This is a genomic window from Clostridioides sp. ZZV15-6388 (genome assembly GCF_020657755.1).
Taxonomy (GTDB): domain Bacteria; phylum Bacillota; class Clostridia; order Peptostreptococcales; family Peptostreptococcaceae; genus Clostridioides.
In genome coordinates, this window is record NZ_JAGWCU010000001.1 from 212,802 (window position 1) to 239,028 (window position 26,227).

Sequence of the window (26,227 nt, forward strand, 5' to 3'; positions counted from 1 at the left end):
ATTAACAATTTATTGGAGATAAGAGATGGTAAGTCATACTTATAAAGTATATAGTGAAAATATAAAAAAAATAATAGACAATCCAAATACGTTAGCAGTATTTCTAGTGGGTTCTAGTAAAGATGTAGATTTTAGTTTTTATGATTTAGAAATTAATGATATTGATGTATTTGTTTTTGTAAAAGAAGGGGAAAAACAGGAGCGAGTACTGTTTGAACAAAAGGGAATAGAATTTGATATAAATTATTTTTCAAAAGATGGTGTAAAAAAATTATTATCAGATAGAGAGTACTTCTTTGTGAAAGAGATGAAAGATGCTAAGGTTCTATTTGATATGGAGAATATATCCGATACCATAAAAGATATAAGTAGAGATATTTACTTAAAGGGTCCTAGTAAATTATCTTTAGAAGAAAAGTCTTTTTTGAAACAAGATATTGGAACAAAGATATCAAAGTTGAAAAATAAAGAAAAATTTGATGTTTTTGAATATCATTTTTTGACGAATTTATATTTAAAAGATATAATAATTGGGTACTTTAATATAAATGATAAATGGGTACCAAAAGATAAAAAATTGCTAAAAGTTTTGAAAAAAGAAAATAATGACCTTTTTAACCTAGTATCAAAGGTAAGTGAAAATTATGACTATCAAAAACTTTTAGATGTTTATAATTATATTTTTAAAGAAATTGAGACAAAAAAGATTATAAAATTAATCTTCTAGTCACGAGTCAATGGGGGGAGTTTAAATGAATAAAGTAGATAAAGAAAAAATACAACATGCAGTAAGAGAAATATTAGAAGCAATTGGTGAAGACCCAGATAGAGAAGGTCTAATAGAGACTCCAAATAGAGTTGCTAGAATGTATGAGGAGATATTCTCTGGTCTTAGTGAAGAACCAAGAGACCACTTAAAAGTTCTTTTTGCAGATGAAAAGCATGAAGAATTAGTATTAGTAAAAGATATTCCATTTTATTCATGCTGTGAGCATCATTTAGTTCCTTTTTTTGGAAAGGCACATATCGCTTATTTACCAAAAGGTGGAAGACTTACAGGGCTTTCTAAGCTTGCTAGAGTAATAGATACATTAGCAAAAAGACCTCAACTACAAGAAAGAATTACTAAAAATGCAGCAGACATAATAATGGAAGAATTGCAGCCATATGGTGTTTTAGTAGTAGTAGAAGCTGAACATATGTGTATGACAATGAGAGGTGTAAAAAAACCTGGTTCAAAAACTGTTACATCAGCGGTTAGAGGTATATTTGAAAAAGATATTGCATCAAGAGCTGAAGCTATGAGTTTAATTACTATGAAGTAGTGAATTATTGTAGATAATAATCGCTTGATAAGATATAAATTTTAATTTAAAGGAGTGTCATTAACTGTGTTTGATTATGGTAAAAGAACTTATATAATGGGTATATTAAATGTAACTCCAGATAGTTTTTCAGATGGAGGAGACTTTAGTAATTTAGACATAGCAATAAAACATGCAAAAGAAATGGTTGAACAAGGTGCTGATATAATTGACTTAGGTGGTGAATCTACACGTCCAGGTCATATCTATGTGGATTCAGAGGAAGAACTAAGAAGAGTAATCCCTGTGATAAAAAAACTTAAAAACGAATTAGATATACCAATATCAATAGATACTTACAAGGCAGATGTTGCAGAAGAAGCCCTAAAATTAGGTGTCACTATGGTAAATGATGTTTGGGGTCTTAGAAAAGATAAGAATATGGCTTCTGTAGTGGGAAAATATGATGCAGAAGTATGTATAATGCATAATCAAGATGGGACAAACTATGACAAAGATATAATGGAGTCAATAAAAGACTTCTTTAAAGAGAGCATAAAAATGGCAATAGGCTGTGGAGTAAAAAAAGAAAAAATAGTTCTTGATCCAGGGATAGGGTTTGGGAAGACATTTGAGCAAAATATAGAAGTATTAAGAAGATTAAAAGAATTAAAAGAATTAGACTATCCTATTTTACTTGGTACATCTCGAAAATCAGTAATAGGAAAAGTACTTCCAGTTGAACCTAAAAAGAGATTGGAAGGCACAATAGCTACTACTGTACTTGGAATAAGAGATGGTGTAGATATAGTTAGAGTGCATGATGTTTATGAAAATTTAATGGCAGCTAAAATGACTGATGCAATATATAGAAAGTAGGTGTAGTATGATGGATAAAATATTACTTAGTAATCTAGGATTCTATGGATATCATGGTGTGCTTAAAGAAGAAAATTTTCTAGGTCAGAAATTTTTTGTCGACATGGAACTTTATGTTGATTCAAGAGAAGCAGGACTTAGTGATGATATAAATAAATCTGTAAACTATGCTGAAGTTTATAGTGTTGTTAAGGATATTACAGAAAATAAACAATTTAATCTTTTGGAGGCTTTGGCAGAGAATATTGCTGAAGAAGTCCTAAATAAATTTAACCTTGTAAATGGAGTTATGGTTAGAGTTAGAAAGCCAGAAGCTCCTGTAAATGGAATTTATGACTACTTTGGTGTTGAGATAAGGAGAACAAGAGATGAATAAGGCTTATCTGGGAATAGGGACTAATATGGGCAATAGATTTGATAATTTATCAAAAGCATGTGAACTTTTGAGAGATAGTGATTCTATATATGAAGTAAAAGAATCAAAATTATATGAAACAAAGCCATGGGGATATACAGAACAAGCAGATTTTCTAAATATGTGTGTAGAGATAGAAACAGAGTTTGAACCTTATGAGTTGTTAGAATATTGTCAAAAAATAGAGGAAGAATTGCATAGAGAGAGAATAGTACATTGGGGTCCAAGAACTATCGATGTAGATATACTATTTTTTAATGATGTAGTTTTAACTGATGAAAGATTACTAATACCACATCCAAGGATTCAAGATAGAGCTTTTGTTTTGATACCACTTATGGATTTGAATGAGGAACTTTTAATAAATAAAAAATCAATAAAAGAATATTTAAACCTCCTATCTGCTAAAGAAATAGAAGAAGTAAAGGAGCTTGTAGGTTATGAGAAAAAACCTATTTAATGATAATTCAAAGATAGTGATAAATACAAATAATAAAAAAATAACTGTAAAAGAAGATAAACTTGTAATAGCTGGACCATGTGCAATAGAAAGTTATGAGCAACTTTTAAAGACAGCTAAATTTGTAAAAAGTCATGGTGCAAATATTTTAAGAGGAGGAGCATATAAGCCAAGAACATCACCAAACTCATTTCAAGGATTAAAAAAAGAAGGTCTTGAAATATTAAAAGCAGTTAAAGAAGAGGTTGGTATAGCTGTTATTACAGAACTTATGGACATAAGAGATATGGATGAATTATATAGTGTCAGTGATATAATTCAAATTGGCTCAAGAAATATGCAAAACTTTACTCTTTTAAGTGAAGTCGGAAAACAGAATAAGCCTGTTATGTTAAAAAGAGGAATCGCATCAACAATTACTGAATGGATGGGTGCAGCAGAATATATAGCAATAGAAGGAAATAGTAATATTATAATGTGTGAGAGAGGTATAAGAACATACAATGATTATACTAGAAATACATTAGACCTAGCTGCTGTACCGATTATTCAAAAAGAAACGGGACTTCCTGTTGTAGTAGACCCAAGTCATGCTACTGGAGTTAGATATTTAGTAAAACCTATGTCAATGGCATCACTTGCATGTGGAGCAGATGGAATAATGGTAGAAGTTCATCCAGACCCAGAAAATGCTCTATCAGATGGGATTCAATCTCTCTGCTTTGATGAATTTGAAGATTTGATGAAATCAATTAGTGTTTATTAAAAAGAGGCAAGAGCCTCTTTTTTATTCGTGATAGTTTTTGATGTAAATTTATAAGATAATAGATATATAATTTAATAGTTAGATTATTTGATATAAATAAAGATTTAATATTGATGGAATTAACATAAAAAATAAAAATTTTTTGATTAATAAGAAGGATATCAATAAAAAAAGTCGAATTCTGTATATTGAGTGATTGACAAATTTAGAATATAGTGTAGAATAGAAATGTTAACACAAAAAATTACACCAGAAGGTGATAATATGAATGATATAAAAGACATTATTGAAGAAATAAAAGCTAGATGTGATATAGCAAGTATAATATCTGAATATATGAGTATAAAACAATCTGGAGCTAATTATAAAGGATTATGTCCATTTCATGGGGAAAAAACTCCATCTTTTTATATAAATACGTCAAAACAAATTTATAAGTGTTTTGGTTGTGGTGAAGGTGGAGATGTGATAAATTTTGTCATGAAAATGGAAAATTTAGATTTTATGGATGCTGTAAAAATTTTAGCAAATAAATGCGGTATAGAAATTAATACCAACATGAATGAAGAAACTAGAATGAAAATAGAGAAATCTAAAAAGTTTCAAGATATTCATACAGAAGCTGCTAGATTTTATCTTTCAAACTTATTAGGAAGTAAAAATCTTGGGTATGAATATTTAAGGATTAGAGGGCTAGATGATAAAATAATTAAAAAGTTTGGTCTAGGATTTTCTTTGGATTCATGGAATTCTCTTATGAATACTCTTATTAATAAAGGGTATACAAAACAAGATTTACTGGAATGCGGTCTAATTGCAAGAAATAGAGATGGAACTAATTGCTATGATAAATTTAGAAATAGAGTTATGTTTCCTATATTTGATTATAGAGGAAACATAATTGGATTTGGAGGAAGAGTATTAGATGATTCTTTACCAAAATACTTAAATTCTCCAGACACATTAATTTTCAATAAAAAACAAAATTTATATGGATTAAATTTTGCTAGAAAAAATTTAGATAATAAAACTATAGTCTTAGTTGAAGGATATATGGATTTAATTTCACTTTATCAGTATGGTATAAGAAATGTAGTAGCAACCCTTGGAACAGCCTTGACTGAACAACAAGGTATTTTAATAAAAAGATATGCGGATACTGCTATTATATCTTATGACTCTGATGAAGCTGGAATAAAAGCGACTTTAAGAGCTATAGATATACTTATTAAATTAGGTATTACTGTAAAAGTTTTGGATTTGAAAGATTCTAAAGACCCAGATGAATTTGTAAGAAAATACGGACTTAGTGATTATAAAAAGGCAATGGATGTTTCTACTCACTACATAAAATATAAAATAGATCATCTTAAAAAAGAATTCAATATTCAAAAAGATGAAGAACGAGTGAAGTTTGCAAAAGAAGCTTCTAAGATTATAAAACAATTGACAAGTCCTGTAGAAATTGATTTTTATACAAAATATTTAAGCAATCAAATAGATATTAATGTCGAGTCTATAAAAAGGGAAGTATATGGTAAAAACTACAATAAACCATATAATAACAAAAACCAGAAAAAGATAGAAGAAAAAGTAATTGAAAAAGTCGAAGTTAGACAAGATGGAAAACAATTAGTTGAAGAAACTCTAATAAAAATAATGTTAGAAGACAAAAAAATTAGAGAAATAGCGTTACTTAAGGTAGAAGAAAGTGATTTTTTATTGGATGAAAGTAAAGAAATTTTAAATTACATGATTAAAAATCAAGAATTGGACAAAATAACTATTGACAAATTGAAAAGTTTAAACATATCCGAAGAATACTTAAAAGAATTAAATTCAATTTCTTTGAATAGTATAAACTTAGAGAGCACAAAAGAAATAGAAGGAATAATAACAAATATCAGAAAGAACTCATTAGAAGAACAAATTAATAACTTGTTGAAAGAACAACAAGAATTAGAAAATAATAATGATATGAAAGAGGTAGATGGTAAAGTTATGGAAATTGCTTTAAAAATAGTTGAGATAAATAAAACTTTAAAAAGCTTGTAGAGAAAGGAGGTTTGAGTGTGGAAAATAAGTCGAATAAAAAAGAGTTAAAAAAAGTTACCGCTAAGACATTAATAGAAAAAGGAAAAAAGCAAGGTTCATTGACGCTTGCAGAAATAATGGAAGCTTTTTCTGAAACTGAACTTGATAAGGATCAGGTAGAAAATCTTTATGAAACTTTAGGTAATTTGGGAATAGAAATAACAGAAACAAAGAACTATAAAGCTGATATAGACTTTTCGGCTACTGATGACGATTTAAATATGAGCCACATAGATGAAGATGCAGAAGTAATTTCACATGAGGACTCTTCTGCAATAGAAATAGAAACTGTGGATTTATCATTACCAAAAGGGATAAGTATAGATGACCCTGTTAGAATGTACTTAAAAGAAATAGGAAAAATTCCTCTACTTAAGCCACATGAAGAGGTAGAATTTGCTAGAAGAATGCATGAAGGCGATGAGATAGCAAAGCAAAGATTAGTTGAAGCGAACTTAAGACTAGTTGTAAGTATAGCAAAAAGATATGTAGGTAGAGGTATGCTTTTCTTAGACTTAATACAAGAAGGAAATTTAGGTCTTATAAAAGCTGTTGAAAAATTTGATTATACAAAGGGCTACAAGTTTAGTACTTATGCAACATGGTGGATAAGACAAGCTATAACACGTGCTATAGCAGACCAAGCTAGAACTATAAGAATACCAGTGCATATGGTAGAGACTATAAATAAATTAATAAGAGTATCAAGACAACTGCTTCAAGAACTTGGAAGAGACCCAAAACCAGAAGAAATTGCAAAAGAAATGGAAATGACAGAAGATAAAGTAAGAGAGATAATGAAAATAGCTCAAGACCCAGTGTCTTTAGAAACTCCAATAGGCGAAGAAGAGGATAGTCATTTAGGAGACTTTATTCCAGATGATGATGCACCAGCTCCAGCTGAGGCAGCAGCATATTCTCTACTTAAAGAACAAATAGAAGATGTCCTTGGCTCATTAAATGATAGAGAGCAAAAAGTATTAAAACTTAGATTTGGTCTTGAAGATGGAAGAGCTAGAACTCTTGAAGAGGTTGGAAAAGAGTTTGATGTAACTAGAGAAAGAATAAGACAAATAGAAGCAAAAGCACTAAGAAAATTAAGACATCCAAGTAGATCAAAAAAACTTAGAGATTATTTAGATTAAAAAGATACATCATTAATGTTTTTGTAATAAAGGCCATGGGATAAGTGATATCTCATGGCTATTTTGTGGTAGAGATTTTATATTATTTTTTATCTTGGTTTTAGTCTAAAATCAAGAGCAAATAAAAGAATTGAAAGGAGATATATCTTTGAAACTAACAGATAGATTATTAAAAATAGCATCATTGGTATCAGAGGGTAAAAAGATAGCTGATATAGGAACGGACCATGGATACATACCAGTTTATTTGCTAAAAGAGGGAAGAGTCCCATTTGCAGTGTTAGCAGATGTCAATAAAGGACCTCTTGACAATGCACGAAAAGAGGTCATACAGAACAATCTTTTAAAGAAAGTTGATTTACGATTGGGTTCTGGTATAGAGATACTTGAAATAGGTGAAATTGAAGAAGTAATAATTGCTGGTATGGGAGGTATATTGATAAGTGAACTTCTAGAGGCTAAAAAAGAAGTAGCACATAGTGTAGAAAAATTGATATTACAGCCTATGCAGGCACAAGAAGAGCTTAGACGCTATCTTCTGAATAATGGTTATGAAATTTTAAAAGAGGTTTTAGTGAGAGAAGATTTTAGGATATATGAAATAATAGTTGCCAAATATACAGGTAAAAATACTATAATAGAAGATGAGATACAATTTGAAGTTGGAATAAAACTTTTAGAAAATAAAGATTCTCTTTTTCATGACTTTATAGAAAAAAAAATAAAAACATATAGTGCTATAGTTAATCAACTAGAAGGTAAAAATGGAGAAGAAATAGATAAGAAGAGAGAAGAAAGTAAAATGGCAATAAGAAAACTTGAAAATTTAATAAAATAAATAGGAGGTAAATATGTTACTGAAGAGTCTTACTAGAAAAATTGAAAAAAAGTATCCTCTAAGCTTAGCTGAAGATTGGGATAATGTAGGTCTTATAGTTGGAGATTTTGATATGGATGTAAAGAAGATTCTGGTATCCTTAGAAGCCAATGAAAATGTAATCAATGAAGCTATATCTCAAAATATTGATTTAATTGTTACACATCATCCTTTTATATTTGGAAAAATCAATAAGATTAATAGTGTAGACTTAAAAGGTAGACTTATACAAAAGCTTATTAAAAATGATATAGCCCTTTATTCTATGCATACCAATTTTGACATAGCATTTGATGGTTTAAATGATTATTTTATGGAAATTATGGAGTTTAATAACTCAAAAGTTTTAGACGTCACTGAAAGTGAGACTTTATACAAACTTGCAGTATATGTTCCATGTAATTATTCAGAAGTATTGAGAAAGGCTCTAAGTAATTCAGGAGCAGGTCATATAGGAAATTATAGTAACTGTACATTTTCGATAGAAGGAGAAGGTCAATTTAAGCCATTAGAAGGTTCCAATCCGCTCCTTGGAAGTATAAATGATATAGAAAGTGTAAATGAGGTTAAAATTGAAACTGTAGTACCACAGAAGCATTTAGGTGGAGTGATAAGTTCTATGCTAGATGCACATCCTTATGAAGAAGTTGCTTATGATTTGTACAAGCTAGAAAATAAAGGAAAAACATTTGGATTAGGTAGAATAAGTAAACTTGATGAAAGTACGACATTAGAGAATCTTTCTAATAAAATAAAAGAAAAATTAAATATGAAGCATATAAGGGTAGTTGGAAACCTCAATACAGAGATAACAAAAGTTGCTGTTGTAACAGGAGCTGGTTCTGAGTTTGTGAAAAAGGCTAAGAGACAAGGAGCAGATGTTCTAATAACTGGTGATGTAAAATATCATGAGGCACAAGATGCACTTGATATGGGAATGTGTATAGTTGATTGTGGGCATTTTGATACAGAAGATATATTTAAACATGTTATGAAGAGATTTTTGGATGAATTTGAAGAGATTGAAGTAATAAAAAGCAATGTATATTTAAATCCATTTAGCATCATTTAATGGTATTTGATAATAAAAGTACTATATAAAAAATAAATTTGATTTTGATTAGGGGGATAAAAATGAAAGTAGCAGTAATTTTTCATAGCGTTTGTGGAAGTACATATTTATTAGCAAGGGAGTATAAAAAGGTATTTGAAGAAATGAATATAGAGGTGGATATATTTAAAGTAAGTGATGAAGTTGCAAAAACACTTCCTCAGTATTATTTGATAAATTCAAAGGAATATAAAGATGAATTTGAAAGTATAAATGTAATTAAATCTGGAAAAGAATTACTAGATTATGATGTAATATTTATGGGTTCACCAACATATTATGGAAATGTATCTGGGCAAATGAAGATGTTTATGGATAGTTTTTCTGATGTATGGGTAGGAGCCCCTTTAAGTGGAAAAATATTTGGTTGTTTTGCTACAGCAGGCTCACAACGTGGAGGAGGAGAACTGGCTTTACAATCAATGAATATATTTGCTCAACATATGGGGATGACTCTATTATCAGTTCCATGTACGGTAAGAGGAGGTCATCCAGCATATGGAATACTTCATATAGCAGGAGATAACTCTGATATAAGACCAAGTGATAATGTTAAGTTTGGTATAAGAGATTATCTAAACAATCTTAATATATATAAAAAATAGATATACATTTAGCCATGGTTTAACATTATAATTTATTTGATATTTGGACAGATATTATAATCTCAATAAGAGCTAACTAGAGTTTCATTAGCATTAGGCTAAAAAGATGCAGTGTGGTAAATCGAAGGTTGTTTTATAATAGGAGGATAGCAAAATGCGCTTTGAGAGGCTAAGAACATATGAAGATAAATTGTATTTAGAGGCAATAGAGTTGTACAACATAAGTTTTCCTTTTCATGAACAGAGAAAACCGTCTTTACAAGCAGAAATTATGGGTCATGAGGAATATCAATTTAACCTGATTTATGATGAAAACGACATGGTTGGTATCCTTTTATGTTGGGAAACAGAGAATTTTATTTATGTGGAACATTTCTGTATCAATCCTGAGATGCGCAATAAAAAGTACGGAAAAAGAGCTTTGGAGCTGCTAAACCAGCGAGGGAAAACTGTTATTCTAGAAATCGACCCTCCCATTAATAAAATTTCCATCAAGCGACAAGGTTTTTATGAGAGGGTTGGATATGAGGCAAATGATTTTGAACATATTCACCCTCCATACCATGAAGAATGTAATGGACATCAGTTAATTGTGATGTCTTATCCAGAAATGTTGACAAAAGTTGAGTATGGTAATTTCAACCAGTATTTAAGAACAACAGTAATGGGGTTCTGATTCAGAGTCAGTAGACCAAAAGGAAAAATAAACAATAAAATATAAAGATGGATACAGGAAGGCAAAGAAAAAGAGGGCTAAAGCCCTCAATTTCTTATATTTTAATCTCTAAAATCAACATTAGTAAATCCTGTTAGCGAAATGTCAATTTGATTTTTTATTGTACCATTCTTATACTCAAATCCTTTATGCGTCTTAGTAAAATAATCTGGATAATTAATTAGACCATATTCAAGAAATTCTTTATCTGTTGCGGATAGAGAAATAGTGCTATTTTTGTATTGATTTTTTGAAGTAAATTCAATACTTGAATCTTTGGCAGTAACATTTATTGCATCAATACAATTTTCGGGGAAATCATAACTAAAGCTACCATCAAGCACATTCACATCCATATTGCATTTTATATTTGGAATATGGAGTTGAACATAGCTAGAATTGCCCATTTTAGCTGTTTTTCCTGATATAGATATAACCCATTTTCCATTTTGTTTTGTCATTTTAATATTGTAGTATTGGCTGTTGTAATTTGCTATTATTTTGTTGGATGAGGTTGGTAGTATTTCTACACCTCCGTTGCAGATGTCCAAAAAAACATTCAGGCTTTGTGCATTGTGAGGTAAACTATTACTGCTTTTTTGTGAGTCTGCACCTACCTTGGAATTAGCAGAGGTATTGAAATTTCCTCTATTTCTGATATCACTATGTATTTGTGAAGATGTATGGATTTCTAAAGCTGTTGCTCCTGTTGATAACATAGTTATTATTACAAGTGTACTAATGAGTAAAAACTTTGGTTTTTTCTTGGATTTCATAATTATTTTCAACCTTTCCTTCAATAATTTTTATATAGGTATTGAGGAAGTTCTTTAAAATATTTTAAGAATTTTCAATTAATAAAAATAATGAGAAATAAATATAACAAAATGGCCATACCTATAGCCACTTTGTTATATTGTATATATTATTATAAACGAGAAGCTTTACCAGAAATATGGTCTATTTCTATTTTAACTACAGTTGTTAAATTTATATCTTTTTCTATGTATTTCATACCTTCTTCAATAAAGCCCTTAGAATATTTTTTTATTATTTCTACAAGAGCATTTTTCTTTTCCTCATTGTCTACTGTTGACGCTTTTCCAAACACTACAGCACTAGCATATGTAGTACTAAATTTGTCTGGAATAACACTTTCATTAGCAACTACTAAGAAAGAAACCTTGTTGTTTGCTGAGATATTATCTAATTTATGTCCATTTCTTGCGCAATGAAAATATATAGAATCATTAAAGTATACATAATTTACAGCAACTCCATAAGGGTAGCCATTTTCACATATAGTAGAAAAAGTACCAAATTCACCATTTTTTAATACTTCTATAGTATCTTCTTTTGTCATTTCTCTCTTTTTTAATCTCATTTCTCTAAACATAATATCATCCTTTCTAATTTAATATTTAAATAAAAGTTTAAAGCATTTATAAAAATTATTCTACACTTTTTGTAAATTTTAAATAAAATAAAAAATACAGTTGACAATTATAAAAATTTAGAATATTATAATAGCAACAGCAAATTAAAAATCCTATGACAAGGAAGAGTAATTATGTTTAGCTTCAACATAGAGAGCTGAGGATGGTGGAATCTTAGCAAGAAGGAATATAGTGAATGGACCTTAGAGGAATAAATTGAAATCATATTTTTATGAGAGTAGACTTTATCGTCAGTCGCACGTTACAGCGAATAGGGTATGTAAGTACCTTATAATGAGATGTATAAAAATTAAGTTTTAAGCTTATTTTTTATATAATTTAGGTGGCAACGCGGATAATCTCCGTCCTATTGATTTAGGACGGAGTTTTTTATTTTGCAAAAACTATTAATAAAGAAAATATATAATTTAAAATAAAAGGTGGTGAAAGAGATGTTATGAACTTCTAAAGCTAAAGAGAATGATATGGAAAATTGGCACGAAAATGAAATAAATATTAAACAAATTAGGGGGAAATATTACAATGAAAACAAATACAAAAAAATTAACTTTAAATGCGATACTTTTAGCTATGGGATTATTAATACATCAACTTACACCTGCCATAGGACTTCCAATGCAACCAGATATATCACTAGCAATGATGTTTATAATAATGATATTAAATAAGGATGATTATAAGATTTGTTTGGTAGCAGGAATTGTAACAGGAATATTTGCAGCACTAACAACTAAATTTCCAGGTGGTCAGATTCCAAATATATTTGACAAGACTATTACAATAAATATAATGTTCATGATAATGTATATAATTTATAAATTACCATTTATGAAAAGATTAAGTAGTAAAAAACAAGATTTAATAGCAGCAACAATAATATTCCCAGTAGGAACAGTTATAAGTGGAACTCTATTTTTACTAATTGCTCAAGCTATAGTAGGTCTTCCTGGAGCTTCATTCACAGCATTATTTATGGTAGCAGTGGCACCAGCAATATTGATAAACTTAATAGCTGGTATGCTATTATTTAAAGTTGTAAGTATGTCTATAAGAAGAGTAAGTTATCAAGGCTAAGGTTATGTTTTATAAGCATATGACAAAAATAAATAATAAATTAATAAAGAGGTATTAAGTTAAATGTAATCTTAATACCTCTTTTCAAATTAAATTATAACAATATCAAAGAACTATTTTATATGTGGTAAGGAGATAGTAGTGAGTGTATCTTCAGAGTCTCAACTAGACAACAAAATTTATCTAATAAGCAAACAATTAATGCTTCTTTGTATCTAGGAGGTCTAACAGTAAGTGGCCACATATGTTTTAAAATAATGTCTGTTTCTTTTTCATTTATTTGAAAGAATAAAGTTGCGTTTTTTAGTGCTTCTTTAGGATGAGTAAAACCATGTAATCCTTTTCTATCACCCTTATAATGCCAGTCATAAAGAAAAAAATCATGCAGTAGAGCCCCTCTAATAACGCTTTGAATATCAACATTTAAATGTAATTTTTTACATAATAGATAACTATAATATGCTACTGATAAACTATGTTCAAGACATGAAACATTGCCATGATGAGGAAATGTTCTCATAAGTTGTACTTTTTCAGATGAAAGTATCTCAGAAGCACAATCATTAAAGTATTTAATTTCAGTTTTTGACAACATTATGCAAATCTCCATTCCTAGTAATATATAAATACTATATTTCAATGATAATATGAAATATTTCTTATCTTACAAAATATAATACCCAATAATACAAGTAAGATACCTTTTATGGTATTTAAAGTAAAAGAGATTTTATAACACTAAAAAGTGAAAAAATTAAAAATACAGCTATAAGAATATATAATATCTTTCCAATAGGATTTCCTAAATTTATAGTCCAGCCTATGCCAAATCTTTTATCAACCATAAATGATGGGTCGTTTGGATTATTATATATAATACCTCCTATCCAGTACTTTTCATCGTTATCTGGAGTATAAGAGGAATTAGATTTTAAATTTGGAGAATTAATATATGTTACCATTAAATAAATTATAACTAAAAGCATTATTATATTTATAACAGTTAATAAATTTGGATTTATTTTTAATGATAAAAAAACAATAAAAAATTGTACTATCATCATAATCATCAATATAAAAAATAAATAACCAATTTTATTTAGATATTTAATGTTTTTAGTTTTACTTTCTTCAATTTTATTTGTATCTACTTTAATTCTTGCTTTTATAGCTCCAATAGATGTTATATATAATAAAACCATTATACAAAACTCAAGACCTATTAATTTAAACACACCAAGATAGGATTTTTCCATAAATACATCAGGTTTTCCTGTTATAGTAGAGTGTGTAGTAATTAAATCTGGCAATTGATTATAGTTAAGCAATATAAAAATGCTCATTCCAAAAGTAAGTAATACTGGTATTAAATACAATATCTTAAATTTTTTTATTATTTTATTTTTTTCATTTATAAAATCCATGTCTATTACCAATTTTGAATCTACACTTATCTGGCTTAATTCAGTGCAAAACTTTGATTTAGTCATTTTAACTTTTTTATGAATATAGATATATAATATACTTTCATATAGTAAAAAACCTATAATACTAATAGAATAAGAAAATTCTATTTTATCAAATATAAAAACTAGAGCTAAAACCAAAATAAAAATTACAATAAATCCTATAGATAAAAGTCTTTTAAATTTTTTATCAAGTATTATAAAATCAGGATAGTCTCTATGTTCTTGGTTTATAGAAACACCATAAATATGATTTTTGCCAATAAGATGTGGCATAAAATAAAAAGTAGCATACATCAAAATTAAGGCTGAAAATATTGTAAATAGACATTCAATCTTATTCATAGTATTTCACCTCATACTTATCAAATAGATTTTTACTTAATGTCAAAAACTCTTCTTTATTAATACCTGATAAATAAGATTTTGCTACTAAAAGTTCTAAATCAAGTCTATTTTTTTGGCGAGTTGAGTTTTCTGTTTCTATTGGCAGTTGAGCTACGATTGCACCTTTTCTTCTATCAATATTTAAAAATCCTTCTTCTTTTAGTTCATTATAAGATTTATTTACAGTATGTAGATTTACACCAATATTTTCAGCCATACTTCTTACAGATGGAAGTGATTCATTTATTTTCAATTCTCCTGAAGCTATAGCTTTAGTTATCTCTTCTTTAATTTGTACATAAATAGACTTATCGCTATTAAAATCTAAATTTAAAATCATAAAAAACCTCCATAATATTGTTTAAATAAAAATACTTGTTATATATATAGTATAACACAAAAAGCGTTATCAAGTACAAAATATAAATTTATATTCTACAAGATGAGATATATTACTTGTAAAAATTGTAATTTAAAAATAACATAATTTTTATCAAAATAATACAGATACTATCTATAAATAGAAATCAGAAAGGAGAAAAAATATGTTAACATATTTAATTAAAAGACAAATGAATAAAAAAGATGATGGAATGAGTAAGCCAATGATGTTTGCAGGAGCCGTGATTACAGGAGTGGGTGCATATGCAACTTATAGGATGATAAAAAACATTAAGTCTAAATCTCAAATGTCTCAAATGATTGATACAGAGTATTATGGAAATAATCAATACAATGACTATAAATATGATGAATTTGGTTATGAATGTGATTGTAGTGATAAAAAACAAGATTATGAATATGAAGAACTAAAAAAAAAAGTAAGAGAATTTAATTCAAGAAGAATAAATTGTGAAAATTGTCCACATGTTTCTCAAGAAGAAATGATGCATTATGTAAATAGTGTTAAAAATGATAAAAAAGACATTGATTTACATGAAGATGACAAAAAAAATAATATTTATAAAGAAGAAGAATATAAAAAATATGAGGAAGAATAAAGGAAGCTTTAAATAGTGAAATAGATGAGAATGCTAGTTTATATAAAATTAAATATCTAAAATGTGAGTTGTAGCTTAACTTGAGAAAAATCTATATTATTTCTAAAATAGTTAAGTGTCAACTTGCATTTTTATTTTTATGTTTTTTATTAATTGTTTGTGACTATTTTGTAATTCTAAATATATTTTAGTATCTAAAACAATTGTGTATAATAAAAGTGGTATATATAAATAGTTTTAAATTAAAATGTGAAGAAGGGAACTAGTTATGTTAAAGTTATTGATAGTTGAGGATGACAGCACTATCTCTTTTGGAATAAAGTATGCACTCGAGCAAGAGGGATTTAGTGTAGATATATCAAAGGATTTATCAAGTGGGAGAGAAATGATATCTTCTAATGAATATAGTATGGTACTGCTGGACGTAATGTTACCAGATGGAACAGGATATGAATTTTGTGAGTATATAAGAAAGTTTTCTCAGATTCCTATAATATTTTTAACTGCTTGTGATGAAGAAGTAAACATTGTCATGGGTCTTGATATAGGTGGGGATGATTATATAACAAAGCCTTTTAGAATTAGAGAATTAATATCGAGGATAAAAGCTGTTTTAAGAAGAAAAGGTGATGCTGTAGAAGAAAATAAGAAGATACTCAAATTTAGAGATTTAAATATATATACATTAGAAGCTAGAGTATATAAAAATGACAAAGAAATATTTCTGACATCTGTTGAATATAAGCTTCTTTTAATTCTTATACAGAATAAAAATACAGTTTTGAGTAGAACTCAAATATTAGAAAAGCTTTGGGATGTAACTTATGATTTTGTTAGCGATAATACTTTAACTGTTTATATAAAAAGACTTAGAGAAAAAATAGGAGATGATTTATGTAAACCAATTTACATAGAAACTGTAAGAGGACTAGGTTATAAATGGATAGGAAGTGAAAATAATGTTTCTATATAATCCTGAAGTAAAGAACTTTTTTAGTAAATACATTATTTTAATGCTGATGGTAATTCTTTTATCAACTGGATTTAGTGTAATCAATATAAATACAACTAAAAATATGATTGTAAAAAATAATCAAGCAATAATAGGAACCTTAGTTAACAAGTATCCCAAACTAGAAAGTGATATCGTAGATATAATAACTCAAGGAAAGTCCATGCAAAATGTAGAATCTGGTGAAAAAGTATTAAGTAAGTATAACTATGATGAAACTATTAAAATAAATTCTGAGCCTCTTACTTCTAAATTACTTTCAAATACTATAAAAATAAATATAATCTTGGTTTGTATAATTTTTATGTTGATATTTATGTTGATATTTAAATACTTTAAAACTATGTATAATGATTTATCAGATATGACTAAGTATGTTTACTACAGTTCAGAGGGAAAAGAATTTGATATGAAAAATAGAAATCAAGAAGGGCAGATAGGTCTTTTAAAAACAGAGTTATTGAAGATGACAACAATTCTTAATGAAAAAGTTGAACTTTTAAAATCAGAAAAAATATTTTTAAATAATACAATTTCAGATATATCACATCAGTTGAAAACTCCTATGACTTCCTTAATTATACTAAGCGATTTATTATATAATGATGTACCATATGAAGTAAAAATAGACTTTTTAGACAAGATAAAAAATCAACTGAATCGTATGGACTGGTTGATTAAAAGTATGCTTAAATTATCAAAAGTGGAAGCTAAAGTTATAAAGTTTAAGAAAGAAAAAATAAAATTTAGTGAACTTATACATAAAGCAATGCAACCAATGAAAATACCTATGGAGATTAAAAAACAAAAGTTAAGTATAGAAGGAAATGATAATGTATCTTATGTTGGTGATATTGATTGGTCAGTGGAGGCTTTAGTAAATATAATAAAAAACTGTATAGAACATACTCCTGATTTTGGAAATATAATTATAATTTACAAAGAAAATCCATTATTTTCAGAGTTAATAATAAAAGACGATGGTGAAGGCATAGATAAAAAAGATATACAACATATTTTTAAACGTTTCTATAGAGGGAAAAGTAGTTCAAAAGAGGATAGTGTAGGCATAGGGCTTGCAATGGCAAAATCCATAATAGAAAGCCAAAATGGAGATATTTATGTAAATAGTGAAAAAGGTAAAGGAACGGAATTTCATATAGTATTTCATAAGATATATGGTGATAATAGTGACTAATCTGTAATATTTAATTCACTTTATAGTAATAGCTTGAGTCTAATATATGAAGTATAGAAGATAAATATTGGAGGTTGTTATGGAAATTTTAAGAGTAGAAAATTTAACTAAAAGCTATGGTAAAAATGAAACAAAAGTTGATGCAATAAAAAATGTAAGCTTGTCTATTGAAAAAGGTGAGTTCATAGCAATAACAGGGCCAAGTGGAAGCGGAAAGAGTACATTATTACACTTATTGGGAGGTGTTGATAGACCTACTAGTGGTAAGGTTTATATAAATGATGTAGATATATATAATCTAAAAACTAAGGATTTGGCAATCTTTAGAAGAAGAAATATAGGTCTTATATATCAATTCTATAATTTAATTCCTGTGTTAAATCTTAAGGAAAATATATTACTTCCAGCAGAACTTGATAATAGAAAGATTGATAAAGAATACTTGAATGATTTAATGAAAACATTGGGTCTAAGCGATAGAGAAAATCATCTTCCTAATCAATTATCAGGAGGTCAACAACAAAGAACATCTATAGGGCGTGCCTTAATTAATAGACCATCTATAGTATTAGCAGATGAACCAACAGGTAATCTAGATAGCAAAAACTCAAAAGAAATACTAGAACTATTAAAAGTATCAGTAAAAAAATACAATCAGACATTAATAATGATAACTCATGACAAAAACATAGCACTTCAGGCGGATAGAATTATAGGCATAGAAGATGGAATTATAAAAAGTGATGAGGTGATGTAAATGAATCTATATACATCCCTAACTGTTAGATACCTAAAACAAAATAAAAGACGAACTATTGTGACTATAATTGGAATAATACTTTCAACTGCATTAATTTGTGGTATAGGTAACATATTTGAAAGTTTTATGGATTATCAAATAAGAGAGACCATAAAAAATGATGGAAGTTATCATGCTAAATTCTACAATGTAAACAAAAAAAATATAGACTATGTAACAAAATCAGCTGAGATAAAAAGTTATGCACTTACTAATCAACTTGGATACTCTAGAATAGAAGATACTGTAAACGGTATATTAAGCATTAAACAATATGATAAAAATGCTATGGAAGGATATAGAGTTTCTATAAAAGAAGGTAGATTCCCAGCTAAAGGTGGAGAAATTATTTTAAGTGAAAATATAGTTAATCTTATGGAGAAAAAGCTAAAAATAGGAGATAAGATAACCTTAAAAGTAGGTGACGTGCTTGATAGAAATAACAAAAAAATTGATGATATGAGTGTATTTCATGAAGGAGATTATATTGCAAATGAAAAAGAAAAGACGTTTAAAATTGTAGGTATAATTAAAAGACCAGGATTTGAACTCACTGACCAAATTGCTACTGGTTTAACTTACTTTAATCCTATAGATAATAAGAAAGAGACAGTGAATATATCAATAACAGCAAAAAATCCTAAAGATATATATGAAATAACAAGAAAAATAAGTAATAATATATATACAAATAAAGATAAAGCATCAAACTCTGAAATGATAAAATACAATGAACATTTATTGAGATTACAAGGAGCTAGTAAGTATGCAAATATAAATAGTTCTATAAAAGCTATAATTACTATGGTAACTATTTTAGTAATTATATGTACAATTGCTACAGTATATAATTCTTTTAGTATTTCTATAACTGAACGAAAAAAGCAGTTTGGAATATTAAATTCTATAGGAGCTACAACTAACCAAATTAAAAGATTAGTTTTTATTGAAGGTATTATAATTAGCTGTATTGGTATACCAATAGGTCTATTGTCTGGAACAGTAGCTATAGATTTAGTATTTAAAGCTATAAATAAATATCTTACGGAATCAGTTGTATCACAGATGGGTTTACAAATAGTATATAATCCATTAATAATAATTATCAGTATAATAATTGTTTTGCTTACAATTTTCATATCAATTCTCCTACCTGCAATAACAGCTTCTAATATTTCTCCTCTTAGTGTAATAAGGAGCAGTGGAGATTACAAAGTAGGTAAGGTTAAAAATTCGAAACTTATTAGATTAGTTTTTGGAACAGAAGGTGTACTTGCATATAAAAGTGTAAGAAGAAATAGAAAGAAATTTATTGTGACACTTTTTTCTTTAATAGTAAGTATAGTAATATTTATATCTTTTAGCGGATTTATGGCGAATTTCTTAAAAGGTGAAGAAATCAGAAATTCTCAAAGAAACTACGATTTATATTTAAGTTCAAGACAAATATCCAAGTCTATGGATGATACTATAAATAAACTAAAAAATATATCTGGAATAAAAAACTTTGAAGTAGCTGTAGGAGAGTATATTTCTATAGGAGTAGATAAGGATAAAATAAATAAATCTAAAGAAAATCTAATTAAGGATTATTATCAACAACGTAAGGTTGGAGATAGTTATGAATATGAGTTTAACAACAACGAATTAATTTTTCCTGGAGAAACTGCGATACAAAATAAAACAAAAAACTTAATAAAAGGTTCTTTTGACAAAGAAAGAGCGATTAAAGAAAATGGAGTGATATTTGTTAGAAAAAGTTACTTTGAAACAAAGGGTAAGAAAGGAGTAGTAGAGCTAACTAATTACAAAGTTGGAGATACTATAATTTGTGAATATACTGGCGAAAATGATTCAAAGAAAAAAGTAAACATAAAAATTCTTGGTATAACAGATGAAGAACGTCTAGGAATGGGTTATCAAAATATGGGGTTGCAATTTATAACTTATGATGAGGTTGCTGAAAATATGGATTTAAAGTTAGAGAAAGGTATTGTCTTTATTGACTCAGGGGGGAGTGCTCAGACTAGGAAGAGTATAGAGTCTTTGGCTAAGAAAAATAATGTCAATTTCCATGATGAAAATACAAGTGACAAAAGTGCAAAGCAAAATTTAAAAGCTATTAAAGTTTTTGTATATGGGTTTATAGTAGTGATATCTCTAGTAAGTGTTACAAATATACTAAATACAGTAAGTACAAGTATAAATCTAAGAAAAAGAGAACTAGCGATAATACAATCAATAGGTGTTACTCCTGTAGGCTTTAGAAAAATGATATACTTAGAAAGTTTTATCTATGGTATTTTATCTTTATTGTTTGGCGTACCAATTGGTATTGGGATGATATTAATTATGAATAAATTAGTTTCAGGTGTAATTGAATTTTCTACAGTTATACCATGGGCAGCAATTGGCATATGTATAGTGAGTGTTTTTATAATAACCTTTATAGCAGCATATATACCTATGAATAAATTAAATAAGGAGAATATAATAGATAATATAAGAAAAGAAAGTATATAAAATACTATAAAAATAATTTATAGATATATAAATTATTATTAAAACCGTTTAATTGGTATAAACTATAATTATGCTGATTAAACGGTTTTTATTTATATAAGAAATCTAATAAATAAATTGCTAGAGGTATTTAACTATTTAGAAAGAATTGGTATTATATAAAGTAGGAGTTTAGATAATAAGGAAAGATATTTGATTCTATTGGAAAACAAAAGAAAAAGAAGGTGATTACTATTTCTCATATAACTGCTAAAAACATGTATAAAAGCTTAGAGGAAAGAATAAATAAATTTCCACAGGGTGCTCCACCATCCGATACATTATACAAAATATTAAATGTACTTTTTACAGAGCAAGAGGCAAAATTAGTGGCACAACTTCCAATAAAGCCTTTTAGAGTAAAAACAGCAGCTAAAATTTGGAGTATAAGTGAAAGTGAAGCATATAGGGTGTTAGATAAGCTAGCTAGCAGGGCACTAATACTAGATATAGAAGATAAAAAAGGTAAAAAATATATAATGCCTCCTCCAATGGCTGGTTTTTTTGAGTTTGCCATGATGAGAACAAGACATGATATAGACCAAAAACTTTTATCAGAACTTTACTATCAGTATATGAATGTGGAAGAAGACTTTATTAAAGATTTATTTTATTCAACAGAAACAAAACTTGGAAGAGTTTATGTTCAAGAAGAAGTATTGACTAATGATAATGAAGTAAGTATTTTAGATTATGAAAGAGCCACTCATATAATTGATGAATCGACTCATATAGGTATAAGTATGTGTTATTGTAGACATAGAATGCAACATGTTGGAAAAGCCTGTGATGCTCCTATGGATATATGTATGACATTTGACAATGTAGCTAATTCTTTAATAAACAATAAATTTGCAAGACGTGTAGATAAAGTAGAATGTAAGGAATTACTTCATCAAGCATATGAACATAATTTAGTTCAATGTGGAGAAAATGTTCGAAAAGGAGTTACATTTATATGCAATTGTTGTGGTTGCTGTTGTGAGGCATTAGTAGCAGCAAAAAGATTTGGAAATCTTCATCCAGTGCAAACAACTAGTTTTATACCAAATATAAACCATGAAAGCTGTGTAAAGTGTGGTAAATGTATAACTGCATGTCCAATAGATGCAATAAATAAAGTAAAAGAAAATGATAAAGAATATATAAAAATTGATGAGGATAGATGTCTAGGTTGTGGAGTTTGTGTTAGAAATTGTCACAAAAATAGTATTATGCTATTAAAGAGAGATGAAAAAATAATAACTCCTGCAAATTCAGTACATAGAGCAGTTCTCATGGCAATCGAGAAAGGCCAATTACAAAATTTAATTTTTGATAATAATGCCTTAGCTAGTCACAGAGCTATGGGAGCGATACTATCAGCCATATTAAAACTTGAACCAGCTAAAAAAGTTTTGGCTAGTAAGCAATTAAAGTCAGTATACTTAGATAAATTACTAAGTATGAATGATAAATAAAGATTAATTTAAAAATACTCAAAGTATTTTGACTTATCTATGACTAAAGAAACTTATCATGAGGTATATTATCAGTAGTAAAAAGAATGAAATATTTAAGCTTTATTTTTATAGATATACATTTTATAATTGAAATAAAAACGGGCTATATTCAAATAATTTTATTTGAATATAGCCCGTTTTAAAATGTTAAGCTATTTCTTTAATTTGTTTAAATGAATTTTCATTTCCATTTCCACCGATTTGTGTTATTGATTTAAATCTCATTGTTTTAAATAGTTCTTTTTGACTATAGTCTAGTAAATTTCCTACTAGTATTACAGGTGATTTAGTTTTTCCAGCTAAAACCCCAACAGATAAACCGTCTATTAAATCATCTTGTTTGTTGATTCCATTTTTAGCAACATATAGATTGCTTATATTAGAATCTTTGTAAAACTCTTTTATTACTTTTGCATTTGTTTCATTTCTAGTGCTACCTGATATTCTTTGTGGATTTTTAAGTTTACTTTCTATATTTTTAGAAACTGTGTATTCTCCACCAATTATATAAGACTTATCTATTTTTTTATCTTTGAATAAATTATTTATTTCAGTTATATTGCTATTGTCATTAGTAAGTATTATAGGCATATCATTTTGAGCTGATGTTGCACCAATACTTACTGCATCTGCTAATCCTTTTTCACCATTAACTACTGATATTTTTGATATATTACTAATTCCTTTTAATTCTTTAGCAAGATTTAGAGAAGTCTCATATCTATCATTTCCTGAAATTCTAGATACAGAGATATTATCTGACTTTATAGTATCTAAAGATTTTTCGTTTACAGAAGCTTCACCACCAATTACATATACATTTTTAACTTTTAATCTCTTTAATTCAGCTAAAGTCTTTTCATTTATTTGAGAGCTTCCAGTCAATAATATAGGAGCATCTTTTTTATATGCGAATGGTGTTGCAGCCAAAGCATCTGCAATTGCAGAGTCATTTATTAAAACGGCGTTTTCAGCATTTTCCCAACCTGCTTGGCTTATCTTAATAGAAGTTTCATATCTATCAGTTCCTGTTAGCGCATTTGCATTTACTTCATTTTGGTATGTAACTTCAAATCTAGCATTTGGACTTCCTAAGAAAACTATTACTCCTCCTTTTGGCAATCTAACTCTATTATTCTTTGTCACTAAAGAGTAGTTTACAGGAGTTCCTTTATCATCATAAACTGCAAAAGATGAATTTTGAGGAAGATTAACTTCTATTTTTTTATTTGCTATATCATCACCAATTTTATACCATTTTGCATAGCCATTTGAATCTATTTGATATGTGGAAGATTTTTCTGATGATAAACTAGTTAGGGAATCTTCACTTACATATGTTTGTGTTGCGAATTTTAAGTATTCTGTACCATTTTCTTTATACAGTTTAATATCACTCAAGTCACGACCCATTACACCAGGGATTTCTATAAAAGCATTTGAATTATTCTCATCTACTATTTTAGTATTAGCTAAAAAACCTGGAGTTTTATCAGAAATACCAAGAATTGCTTTAACAGAACCAAACATATAGTGTTGAGAAGTATATTTTTCATCTACTAGATAGTAACCTTTTTCACCTCTTTTTTCCCAGGCTTCTTTGACACTATTTGATATATTATTGCTATCTACCTTTTGAGCTACATAGTATAAACTTGCTGTCTGACCTAATCCAGGAACATCATCATAAGAGCTCATATTTAAATATGTGATATTATTTTTTTCTTTTACAAATTTTAGGCAACTATTACCTTTTTCAGATACAAATCTATCTTGACCTATGTATACATATTTATCTTCAGGTCCATTTTCTATGTAAGGAGAAGATACTGTTAGAGTACCATTATCATTAACATCAACTTTTAGCATATTTGAAGAAGCATAAAGACCGCTATTTTCCTTTAAGTAACTTGGCATTTTGACTTGTTGTGGCTTACTAAATGTTTTATCAGGTTTTATTTCCTTAATTTTACCTTTCTCTTTTAATGCAGATAGTAAAATTTCTTGCCCAATTACTTCGTTAAGTTGACTACTTCCACCAGAAGAAACAACTGCAACTGCCATATTTTCATCTGGAAGCACTGTAAGATTACTATGGAATAATAAGGAATCCCCACCTTTTGTAAGTGCTTTTAGATTATATTGATTAAATGGATAAGTGTTGACACAATCCCATCCTAAACCATATCCAAGTATAGAGTCTTCTCCCTCAGGCCATAGACCATTTAAATATTCTTTATTTTCCATAGCTTTTACTGAAGCAGGAGAAAGAATTCCATTTGATTTTTTCATAAATGTTTGTGCAAATGTACATAGGTTTTCTGCACTTGAATATAAACCGCCTGCACCTATAGTATTAAAGTTATCTTGTGGAACAGCATCTTCCCAATAAGGCACATAGGCTTTTGCAAGTTTTGAACTATCAAAACTATTTTCTGGAGTTTTTGTATTTTGTAAGTTAAGTGGATTATTTATGTACTTATCAAGAAAATTAGTAAATGACATACCAGATACTTTTTCTACTAAAATTTCAGCTAAAGTAAATCCATCATTACAATAAACAGAAAAAGCTCCTGGCTTAGCTTTTAATCTTTGTTTCTTTAATTCTTCTAAGAAACTATCATGGCCATAAGAATCATTGTCTCCTAATAAAAGGGCATTTTTTAAACTACTTCCCATTAACCCTGATGAGTGATTTAATAACATTCTTGGAGTGATTTCTTTGTATCTATCATCAGCCATTTTAAATTCAGGTATATAATTTACTACAGGAGTGTCTAAATTTAATTTTCCCTCTTCAACCAACTTCATAACAGCTGTTGTAGTAAATACTTTACTGATAGATGCAATATTGTACATATTATCCTTAGTTAAATTTTTATTATCTTGTTTGCTGTATACTCCACCATTTCCAGAAATCTCAATTTTACCATTATCAATTAAAGCATATTGAGCACTTACAGCGCCGTATTTAGATAATAAAGTTTGAATTTTTTCTTTAGCAAGAGCTCTAGTTTTTGTGTAAGACTCCGAACCTTTACTATAATCATTTAACTCTATATCAGAGCTTTGATACTTATCGGAGCTATTTTGTGTATCATTATCAGCAAAAGTAATACTTGGAGCGGCTGTAAATAGCATACTAAGTACTAATGTGCTAGATAATAACTTACATAATCTTTGCTTAAACATATTAAATTACCTCTTTTCCCTTTTAATAATTATAATTAGCATAACATTCTTAATTGTTTTAATCAACAGATTATTGTTTGAGAAAAGTGTATTTATGATAAGTATACATTTTATATATATGAGAAAAATAAAAATATAATATTTTGTTATCTGATAAAAAATAAAGGGTATAAGTAATATATAAATAAAATGGAGGAATCTTAAAT

25 protein-coding genes and 1 other annotated feature are annotated in these 26,227 nt (G+C 28.1%); of the genes, 19 read left to right on the plus strand and 6 right to left on the minus strand.

Annotated elements, in window-relative coordinates; genetic code table 11:
* The first annotated feature begins 25 nt into the window (after positions 1 to 25).
* The 12 genes from KGF48_RS00960 (at position 26) to KGF48_RS01015 (ending at position 10,332) form a co-directional block, all read left to right on the plus strand.
* Positions 26 to 727, plus strand: a complete 702-nt coding sequence (locus KGF48_RS00960) for a hypothetical protein (RefSeq protein ID WP_227840136.1) — start codon at positions 26 to 28, stop codon at positions 725 to 727.
* 25 nt (positions 728 to 752) lie between these two features.
* Positions 753 to 1,325, plus strand: coding sequence for a GTP cyclohydrolase I FolE (folE, locus tag KGF48_RS00965; RefSeq protein WP_003429416.1), 573 nt, complete (start codon positions 753 to 755; stop codon positions 1,323 to 1,325).
* Between the two features lie 66 nt (positions 1,326 to 1,391).
* Positions 1,392 to 2,183 (plus strand): dihydropteroate synthase, encoded by a 792-nt coding sequence (folP, locus tag KGF48_RS00970; RefSeq protein ID WP_227867663.1) that lies wholly within the window; start codon positions 1,392 to 1,394, stop codon positions 2,181 to 2,183.
* Between the two features lie 10 nt (positions 2,184 to 2,193).
* Positions 2,194 to 2,559, plus strand: coding sequence for a dihydroneopterin aldolase (folB, locus tag KGF48_RS00975; RefSeq protein WP_227432804.1), 366 nt, complete (start codon positions 2,194 to 2,196; stop codon positions 2,557 to 2,559).
* Positions 2,552 to 3,058, plus strand: a complete 507-nt coding sequence (gene folK, locus KGF48_RS00980) for a 2-amino-4-hydroxy-6-hydroxymethyldihydropteridine diphosphokinase (protein WP_227827314.1) — start codon at positions 2,552 to 2,554, stop codon at positions 3,056 to 3,058. The genes folB and folK overlap by 8 nt, the downstream gene beginning before the upstream one ends.
* Entirely contained in the window at positions 3,039 to 3,824 is a 786-nt protein-coding gene (gene aroF / locus KGF48_RS00985) for a 3-deoxy-7-phosphoheptulonate synthase (RefSeq protein WP_227840138.1), read from the plus strand. Before folK ends, aroF begins: the two co-directional genes overlap by 20 nt.
* A 264-nt stretch (positions 3,825 to 4,088) precedes the next feature.
* Positions 4,089 to 5,879 (plus strand): DNA primase, encoded by a 1,791-nt coding sequence (gene dnaG, locus KGF48_RS00990; protein WP_227867664.1) that lies wholly within the window; start codon positions 4,089 to 4,091, stop codon positions 5,877 to 5,879.
* A 17-nt stretch (positions 5,880 to 5,896) separates the two neighbouring features.
* The gene (rpoD, locus tag KGF48_RS00995; protein ID WP_227432810.1) at positions 5,897 to 7,063 is read left to right on the plus strand and encodes an RNA polymerase sigma factor RpoD; all 1,167 of its coding nucleotides are present in this window, start codon (positions 5,897 to 5,899) and stop codon (positions 7,061 to 7,063) included.
* Between the two features lie 148 nt (positions 7,064 to 7,211).
* The gene (locus KGF48_RS01000) at positions 7,212 to 7,901 is read left to right on the plus strand and encodes a tRNA (adenine(22)-N(1))-methyltransferase (RefSeq protein WP_227827317.1); all 690 of its coding nucleotides are present in this window, start codon (positions 7,212 to 7,214) and stop codon (positions 7,899 to 7,901) included.
* 13 nt (positions 7,902 to 7,914) lie between these two features.
* Positions 7,915 to 9,012, plus strand: a complete 1,098-nt coding sequence (locus tag KGF48_RS01005) for a Nif3-like dinuclear metal center hexameric protein (RefSeq protein ID WP_227867665.1) — start codon at positions 7,915 to 7,917, stop codon at positions 9,010 to 9,012.
* Between the two features lie 62 nt (positions 9,013 to 9,074).
* Positions 9,075 to 9,656, plus strand: coding sequence for an NAD(P)H-dependent oxidoreductase (locus KGF48_RS01010; protein ID WP_227840141.1), 582 nt, complete (start codon positions 9,075 to 9,077; stop codon positions 9,654 to 9,656).
* 154 nt (positions 9,657 to 9,810) lie between these two features.
* The gene (locus KGF48_RS01015) at positions 9,811 to 10,332 is read left to right on the plus strand and encodes a GNAT family N-acetyltransferase (protein ID WP_227840142.1); all 522 of its coding nucleotides are present in this window, start codon (positions 9,811 to 9,813) and stop codon (positions 10,330 to 10,332) included.
* Positions 10,333 to 10,433: 101 nt separating this feature from the next.
* On the opposite strand, the gene KGF48_RS01020 is transcribed toward KGF48_RS01015, so the two are convergent.
* Both KGF48_RS01020 and KGF48_RS01025 read right to left on the minus strand, forming a co-directional pair.
* The gene (locus tag KGF48_RS01020; protein WP_227840143.1) at positions 10,434 to 11,147 is read right to left on the minus strand and encodes a hypothetical protein; all 714 of its coding nucleotides are present in this window, start codon (positions 11,145 to 11,147) and stop codon (positions 10,434 to 10,436) included.
* Positions 11,148 to 11,299: 152 nt separating this feature from the next.
* Complete coding sequence (locus KGF48_RS01025; RefSeq protein WP_227827322.1) at positions 11,300 to 11,767, minus strand: pyridoxamine 5'-phosphate oxidase family protein; 468 nt, start codon at positions 11,765 to 11,767, stop codon at positions 11,300 to 11,302.
* Positions 11,768 to 11,913: 146 nt separating this feature from the next.
* Positions 11,914 to 12,180, plus strand: a binding site (T-box leader).
* A gap of 170 nt (positions 12,181 to 12,350) precedes the next feature.
* Between KGF48_RS01025 and KGF48_RS01030 the strand changes: the two genes are divergently transcribed.
* Positions 12,351 to 12,902 carry a tryptophan transporter gene (locus KGF48_RS01030; RefSeq protein WP_227840144.1) on the plus strand — a complete coding sequence of 184 codons (552 nt, stop codon included), beginning with the start codon at positions 12,351 to 12,353 and terminating at the stop codon, positions 12,900 to 12,902.
* A 118-nt stretch (positions 12,903 to 13,020) separates the two neighbouring features.
* Here KGF48_RS01030 and KGF48_RS01035 read toward each other — a convergent pair whose 3' ends face one another.
* The 3 genes from KGF48_RS01035 to KGF48_RS01045 all read right to left on the minus strand — a co-directional run bounded on the left by KGF48_RS01035 (position 13,021) and on the right by KGF48_RS01045 (position 15,095).
* On the minus strand, positions 13,021 to 13,497 hold the full coding sequence (locus KGF48_RS01035; RefSeq protein WP_227840145.1) for an HD domain-containing protein: 477 nt from the start codon (positions 13,495 to 13,497) through the stop codon (positions 13,021 to 13,023).
* A 118-nt stretch (positions 13,498 to 13,615) separates the two neighbouring features.
* Complete coding sequence (locus KGF48_RS01040; RefSeq protein WP_227840146.1) at positions 13,616 to 14,713, minus strand: DUF5808 domain-containing protein; 1,098 nt, start codon at positions 14,711 to 14,713, stop codon at positions 13,616 to 13,618.
* Positions 14,706 to 15,095 carry a GntR family transcriptional regulator gene (locus KGF48_RS01045; protein ID WP_227827326.1) on the minus strand — a complete coding sequence of 130 codons (390 nt, stop codon included), beginning with the start codon at positions 15,093 to 15,095 and terminating at the stop codon, positions 14,706 to 14,708. Before KGF48_RS01045 ends, KGF48_RS01040 begins: the two co-directional genes overlap by 8 nt.
* Positions 15,096 to 15,300: 205 nt before the next feature.
* Between KGF48_RS01045 and KGF48_RS01050 the strand changes: the two genes are divergently transcribed.
* The 6 genes from KGF48_RS01050 (at position 15,301) to KGF48_RS01075 (ending at position 22,787) form a co-directional block, all read left to right on the plus strand.
* The gene (locus KGF48_RS01050; RefSeq protein WP_227432827.1) at positions 15,301 to 15,756 is read left to right on the plus strand and encodes a hypothetical protein; all 456 of its coding nucleotides are present in this window, start codon (positions 15,301 to 15,303) and stop codon (positions 15,754 to 15,756) included.
* A gap of 268 nt (positions 15,757 to 16,024) precedes the next feature.
* Positions 16,025 to 16,729: a response regulator transcription factor gene (locus tag KGF48_RS01055; RefSeq protein WP_227840147.1), complete on the plus strand. Its 705-nt coding sequence runs from the start codon at positions 16,025 to 16,027 to the stop codon at positions 16,727 to 16,729.
* Positions 16,716 to 17,966: a sensor histidine kinase gene (locus KGF48_RS01060; protein ID WP_227840148.1), complete on the plus strand. Its 1,251-nt coding sequence runs from the start codon at positions 16,716 to 16,718 to the stop codon at positions 17,964 to 17,966. The genes KGF48_RS01055 and KGF48_RS01060 overlap by 14 nt, the downstream gene beginning before the upstream one ends.
* Before the next feature lie 79 nt (positions 17,967 to 18,045).
* Positions 18,046 to 18,723: an ABC transporter ATP-binding protein gene (locus KGF48_RS01065; RefSeq protein ID WP_227840149.1), complete on the plus strand. Its 678-nt coding sequence runs from the start codon at positions 18,046 to 18,048 to the stop codon at positions 18,721 to 18,723.
* The gene (locus tag KGF48_RS01070; RefSeq protein WP_227840150.1) at positions 18,724 to 21,288 is read left to right on the plus strand and encodes an ABC transporter permease; all 2,565 of its coding nucleotides are present in this window, start codon (positions 18,724 to 18,726) and stop codon (positions 21,286 to 21,288) included.
* 224 nt (positions 21,289 to 21,512) lie between these two features.
* A complete protein-coding gene (locus KGF48_RS01075) occupies positions 21,513 to 22,787 on the plus strand; it encodes a 4Fe-4S dicluster-binding protein (protein WP_227840151.1) in 1,275 nt (424 codons plus the stop codon).
* Positions 22,788 to 22,976: 189 nt separating this feature from the next.
* Here the strand turns inward: KGF48_RS01075 and KGF48_RS01080 are convergent, their stop codons facing one another.
* The gene (locus KGF48_RS01080; RefSeq protein ID WP_227840152.1) at positions 22,977 to 26,021 is read right to left on the minus strand and encodes a serine hydrolase; all 3,045 of its coding nucleotides are present in this window, start codon (positions 26,019 to 26,021) and stop codon (positions 22,977 to 22,979) included.
* Positions 26,022 to 26,227: the final 206 nt, after the last annotated feature.

What these genes read in the sequence shown, in the direction of transcription:
- KGF48_RS00960 (WP_227840136.1), top strand. Translation starts at nt 26, where the DNA reads ATGGTAAGTCATACTTATAAAGTATATAGTGAAAATATAAAAAAAATA.
- folE (WP_003429416.1), top strand. Translation starts at nt 753, where the DNA reads ATGAATAAAGTAGATAAAGAAAAAATACAACATGCAGTAAGAGAAATA.
- folB (WP_227432804.1), top strand. Translation starts at nt 2,194, where the DNA reads ATGGATAAAATATTACTTAGTAATCTAGGATTCTATGGATATCATGGT.
- folK (WP_227827314.1), top strand. Translation starts at nt 2,552, where the DNA reads ATGAATAAGGCTTATCTGGGAATAGGGACTAATATGGGCAATAGATTT.
- aroF (WP_227840138.1), top strand. Translation starts at nt 3,039, where the DNA reads ATGAGAAAAAACCTATTTAATGATAATTCAAAGATAGTGATAAATACA.
- dnaG (WP_227867664.1), top strand. Translation starts at nt 4,089, where the DNA reads ATGAATGATATAAAAGACATTATTGAAGAAATAAAAGCTAGATGTGAT.
- KGF48_RS01005 (WP_227867665.1), top strand. Translation starts at nt 7,915, where the DNA reads ATGTTACTGAAGAGTCTTACTAGAAAAATTGAAAAAAAGTATCCTCTA.
- KGF48_RS01010 (WP_227840141.1), top strand. Translation starts at nt 9,075, where the DNA reads ATGAAAGTAGCAGTAATTTTTCATAGCGTTTGTGGAAGTACATATTTA.
- KGF48_RS01015 (WP_227840142.1), top strand. Translation starts at nt 9,811, where the DNA reads ATGCGCTTTGAGAGGCTAAGAACATATGAAGATAAATTGTATTTAGAG.
- KGF48_RS01020 (WP_227840143.1), bottom strand. Translation starts at nt 11,147, where the DNA reads ATGAAATCCAAGAAAAAACCAAAGTTTTTACTCATTAGTACACTTGTA.
- KGF48_RS01025 (WP_227827322.1), bottom strand. Translation starts at nt 11,767, where the DNA reads ATGTTTAGAGAAATGAGATTAAAAAAGAGAGAAATGACAAAAGAAGAT.
- KGF48_RS01030 (WP_227840144.1), top strand. Translation starts at nt 12,351, where the DNA reads ATGAAAACAAATACAAAAAAATTAACTTTAAATGCGATACTTTTAGCT.
- KGF48_RS01035 (WP_227840145.1), bottom strand. Translation starts at nt 13,497, where the DNA reads ATGTTGTCAAAAACTGAAATTAAATACTTTAATGATTGTGCTTCTGAG.
- KGF48_RS01040 (WP_227840146.1), bottom strand. Translation starts at nt 14,713, where the DNA reads ATGAATAAGATTGAATGTCTATTTACAATATTTTCAGCCTTAATTTTG.
- KGF48_RS01045 (WP_227827326.1), bottom strand. Translation starts at nt 15,095, where the DNA reads ATGATTTTAAATTTAGATTTTAATAGCGATAAGTCTATTTATGTACAA.
- KGF48_RS01050 (WP_227432827.1), top strand. Translation starts at nt 15,301, where the DNA reads ATGTTAACATATTTAATTAAAAGACAAATGAATAAAAAAGATGATGGA.
- KGF48_RS01055 (WP_227840147.1), top strand. Translation starts at nt 16,025, where the DNA reads ATGTTAAAGTTATTGATAGTTGAGGATGACAGCACTATCTCTTTTGGA.
- KGF48_RS01060 (WP_227840148.1), top strand. Translation starts at nt 16,716, where the DNA reads ATGTTTCTATATAATCCTGAAGTAAAGAACTTTTTTAGTAAATACATT.
- KGF48_RS01065 (WP_227840149.1), top strand. Translation starts at nt 18,046, where the DNA reads ATGGAAATTTTAAGAGTAGAAAATTTAACTAAAAGCTATGGTAAAAAT.
- KGF48_RS01070 (WP_227840150.1), top strand. Translation starts at nt 18,724, where the DNA reads ATGAATCTATATACATCCCTAACTGTTAGATACCTAAAACAAAATAAA.
- KGF48_RS01080 (WP_227840152.1), bottom strand. Translation starts at nt 26,021, where the DNA reads ATGTTTAAGCAAAGATTATGTAAGTTATTATCTAGCACATTAGTACTT.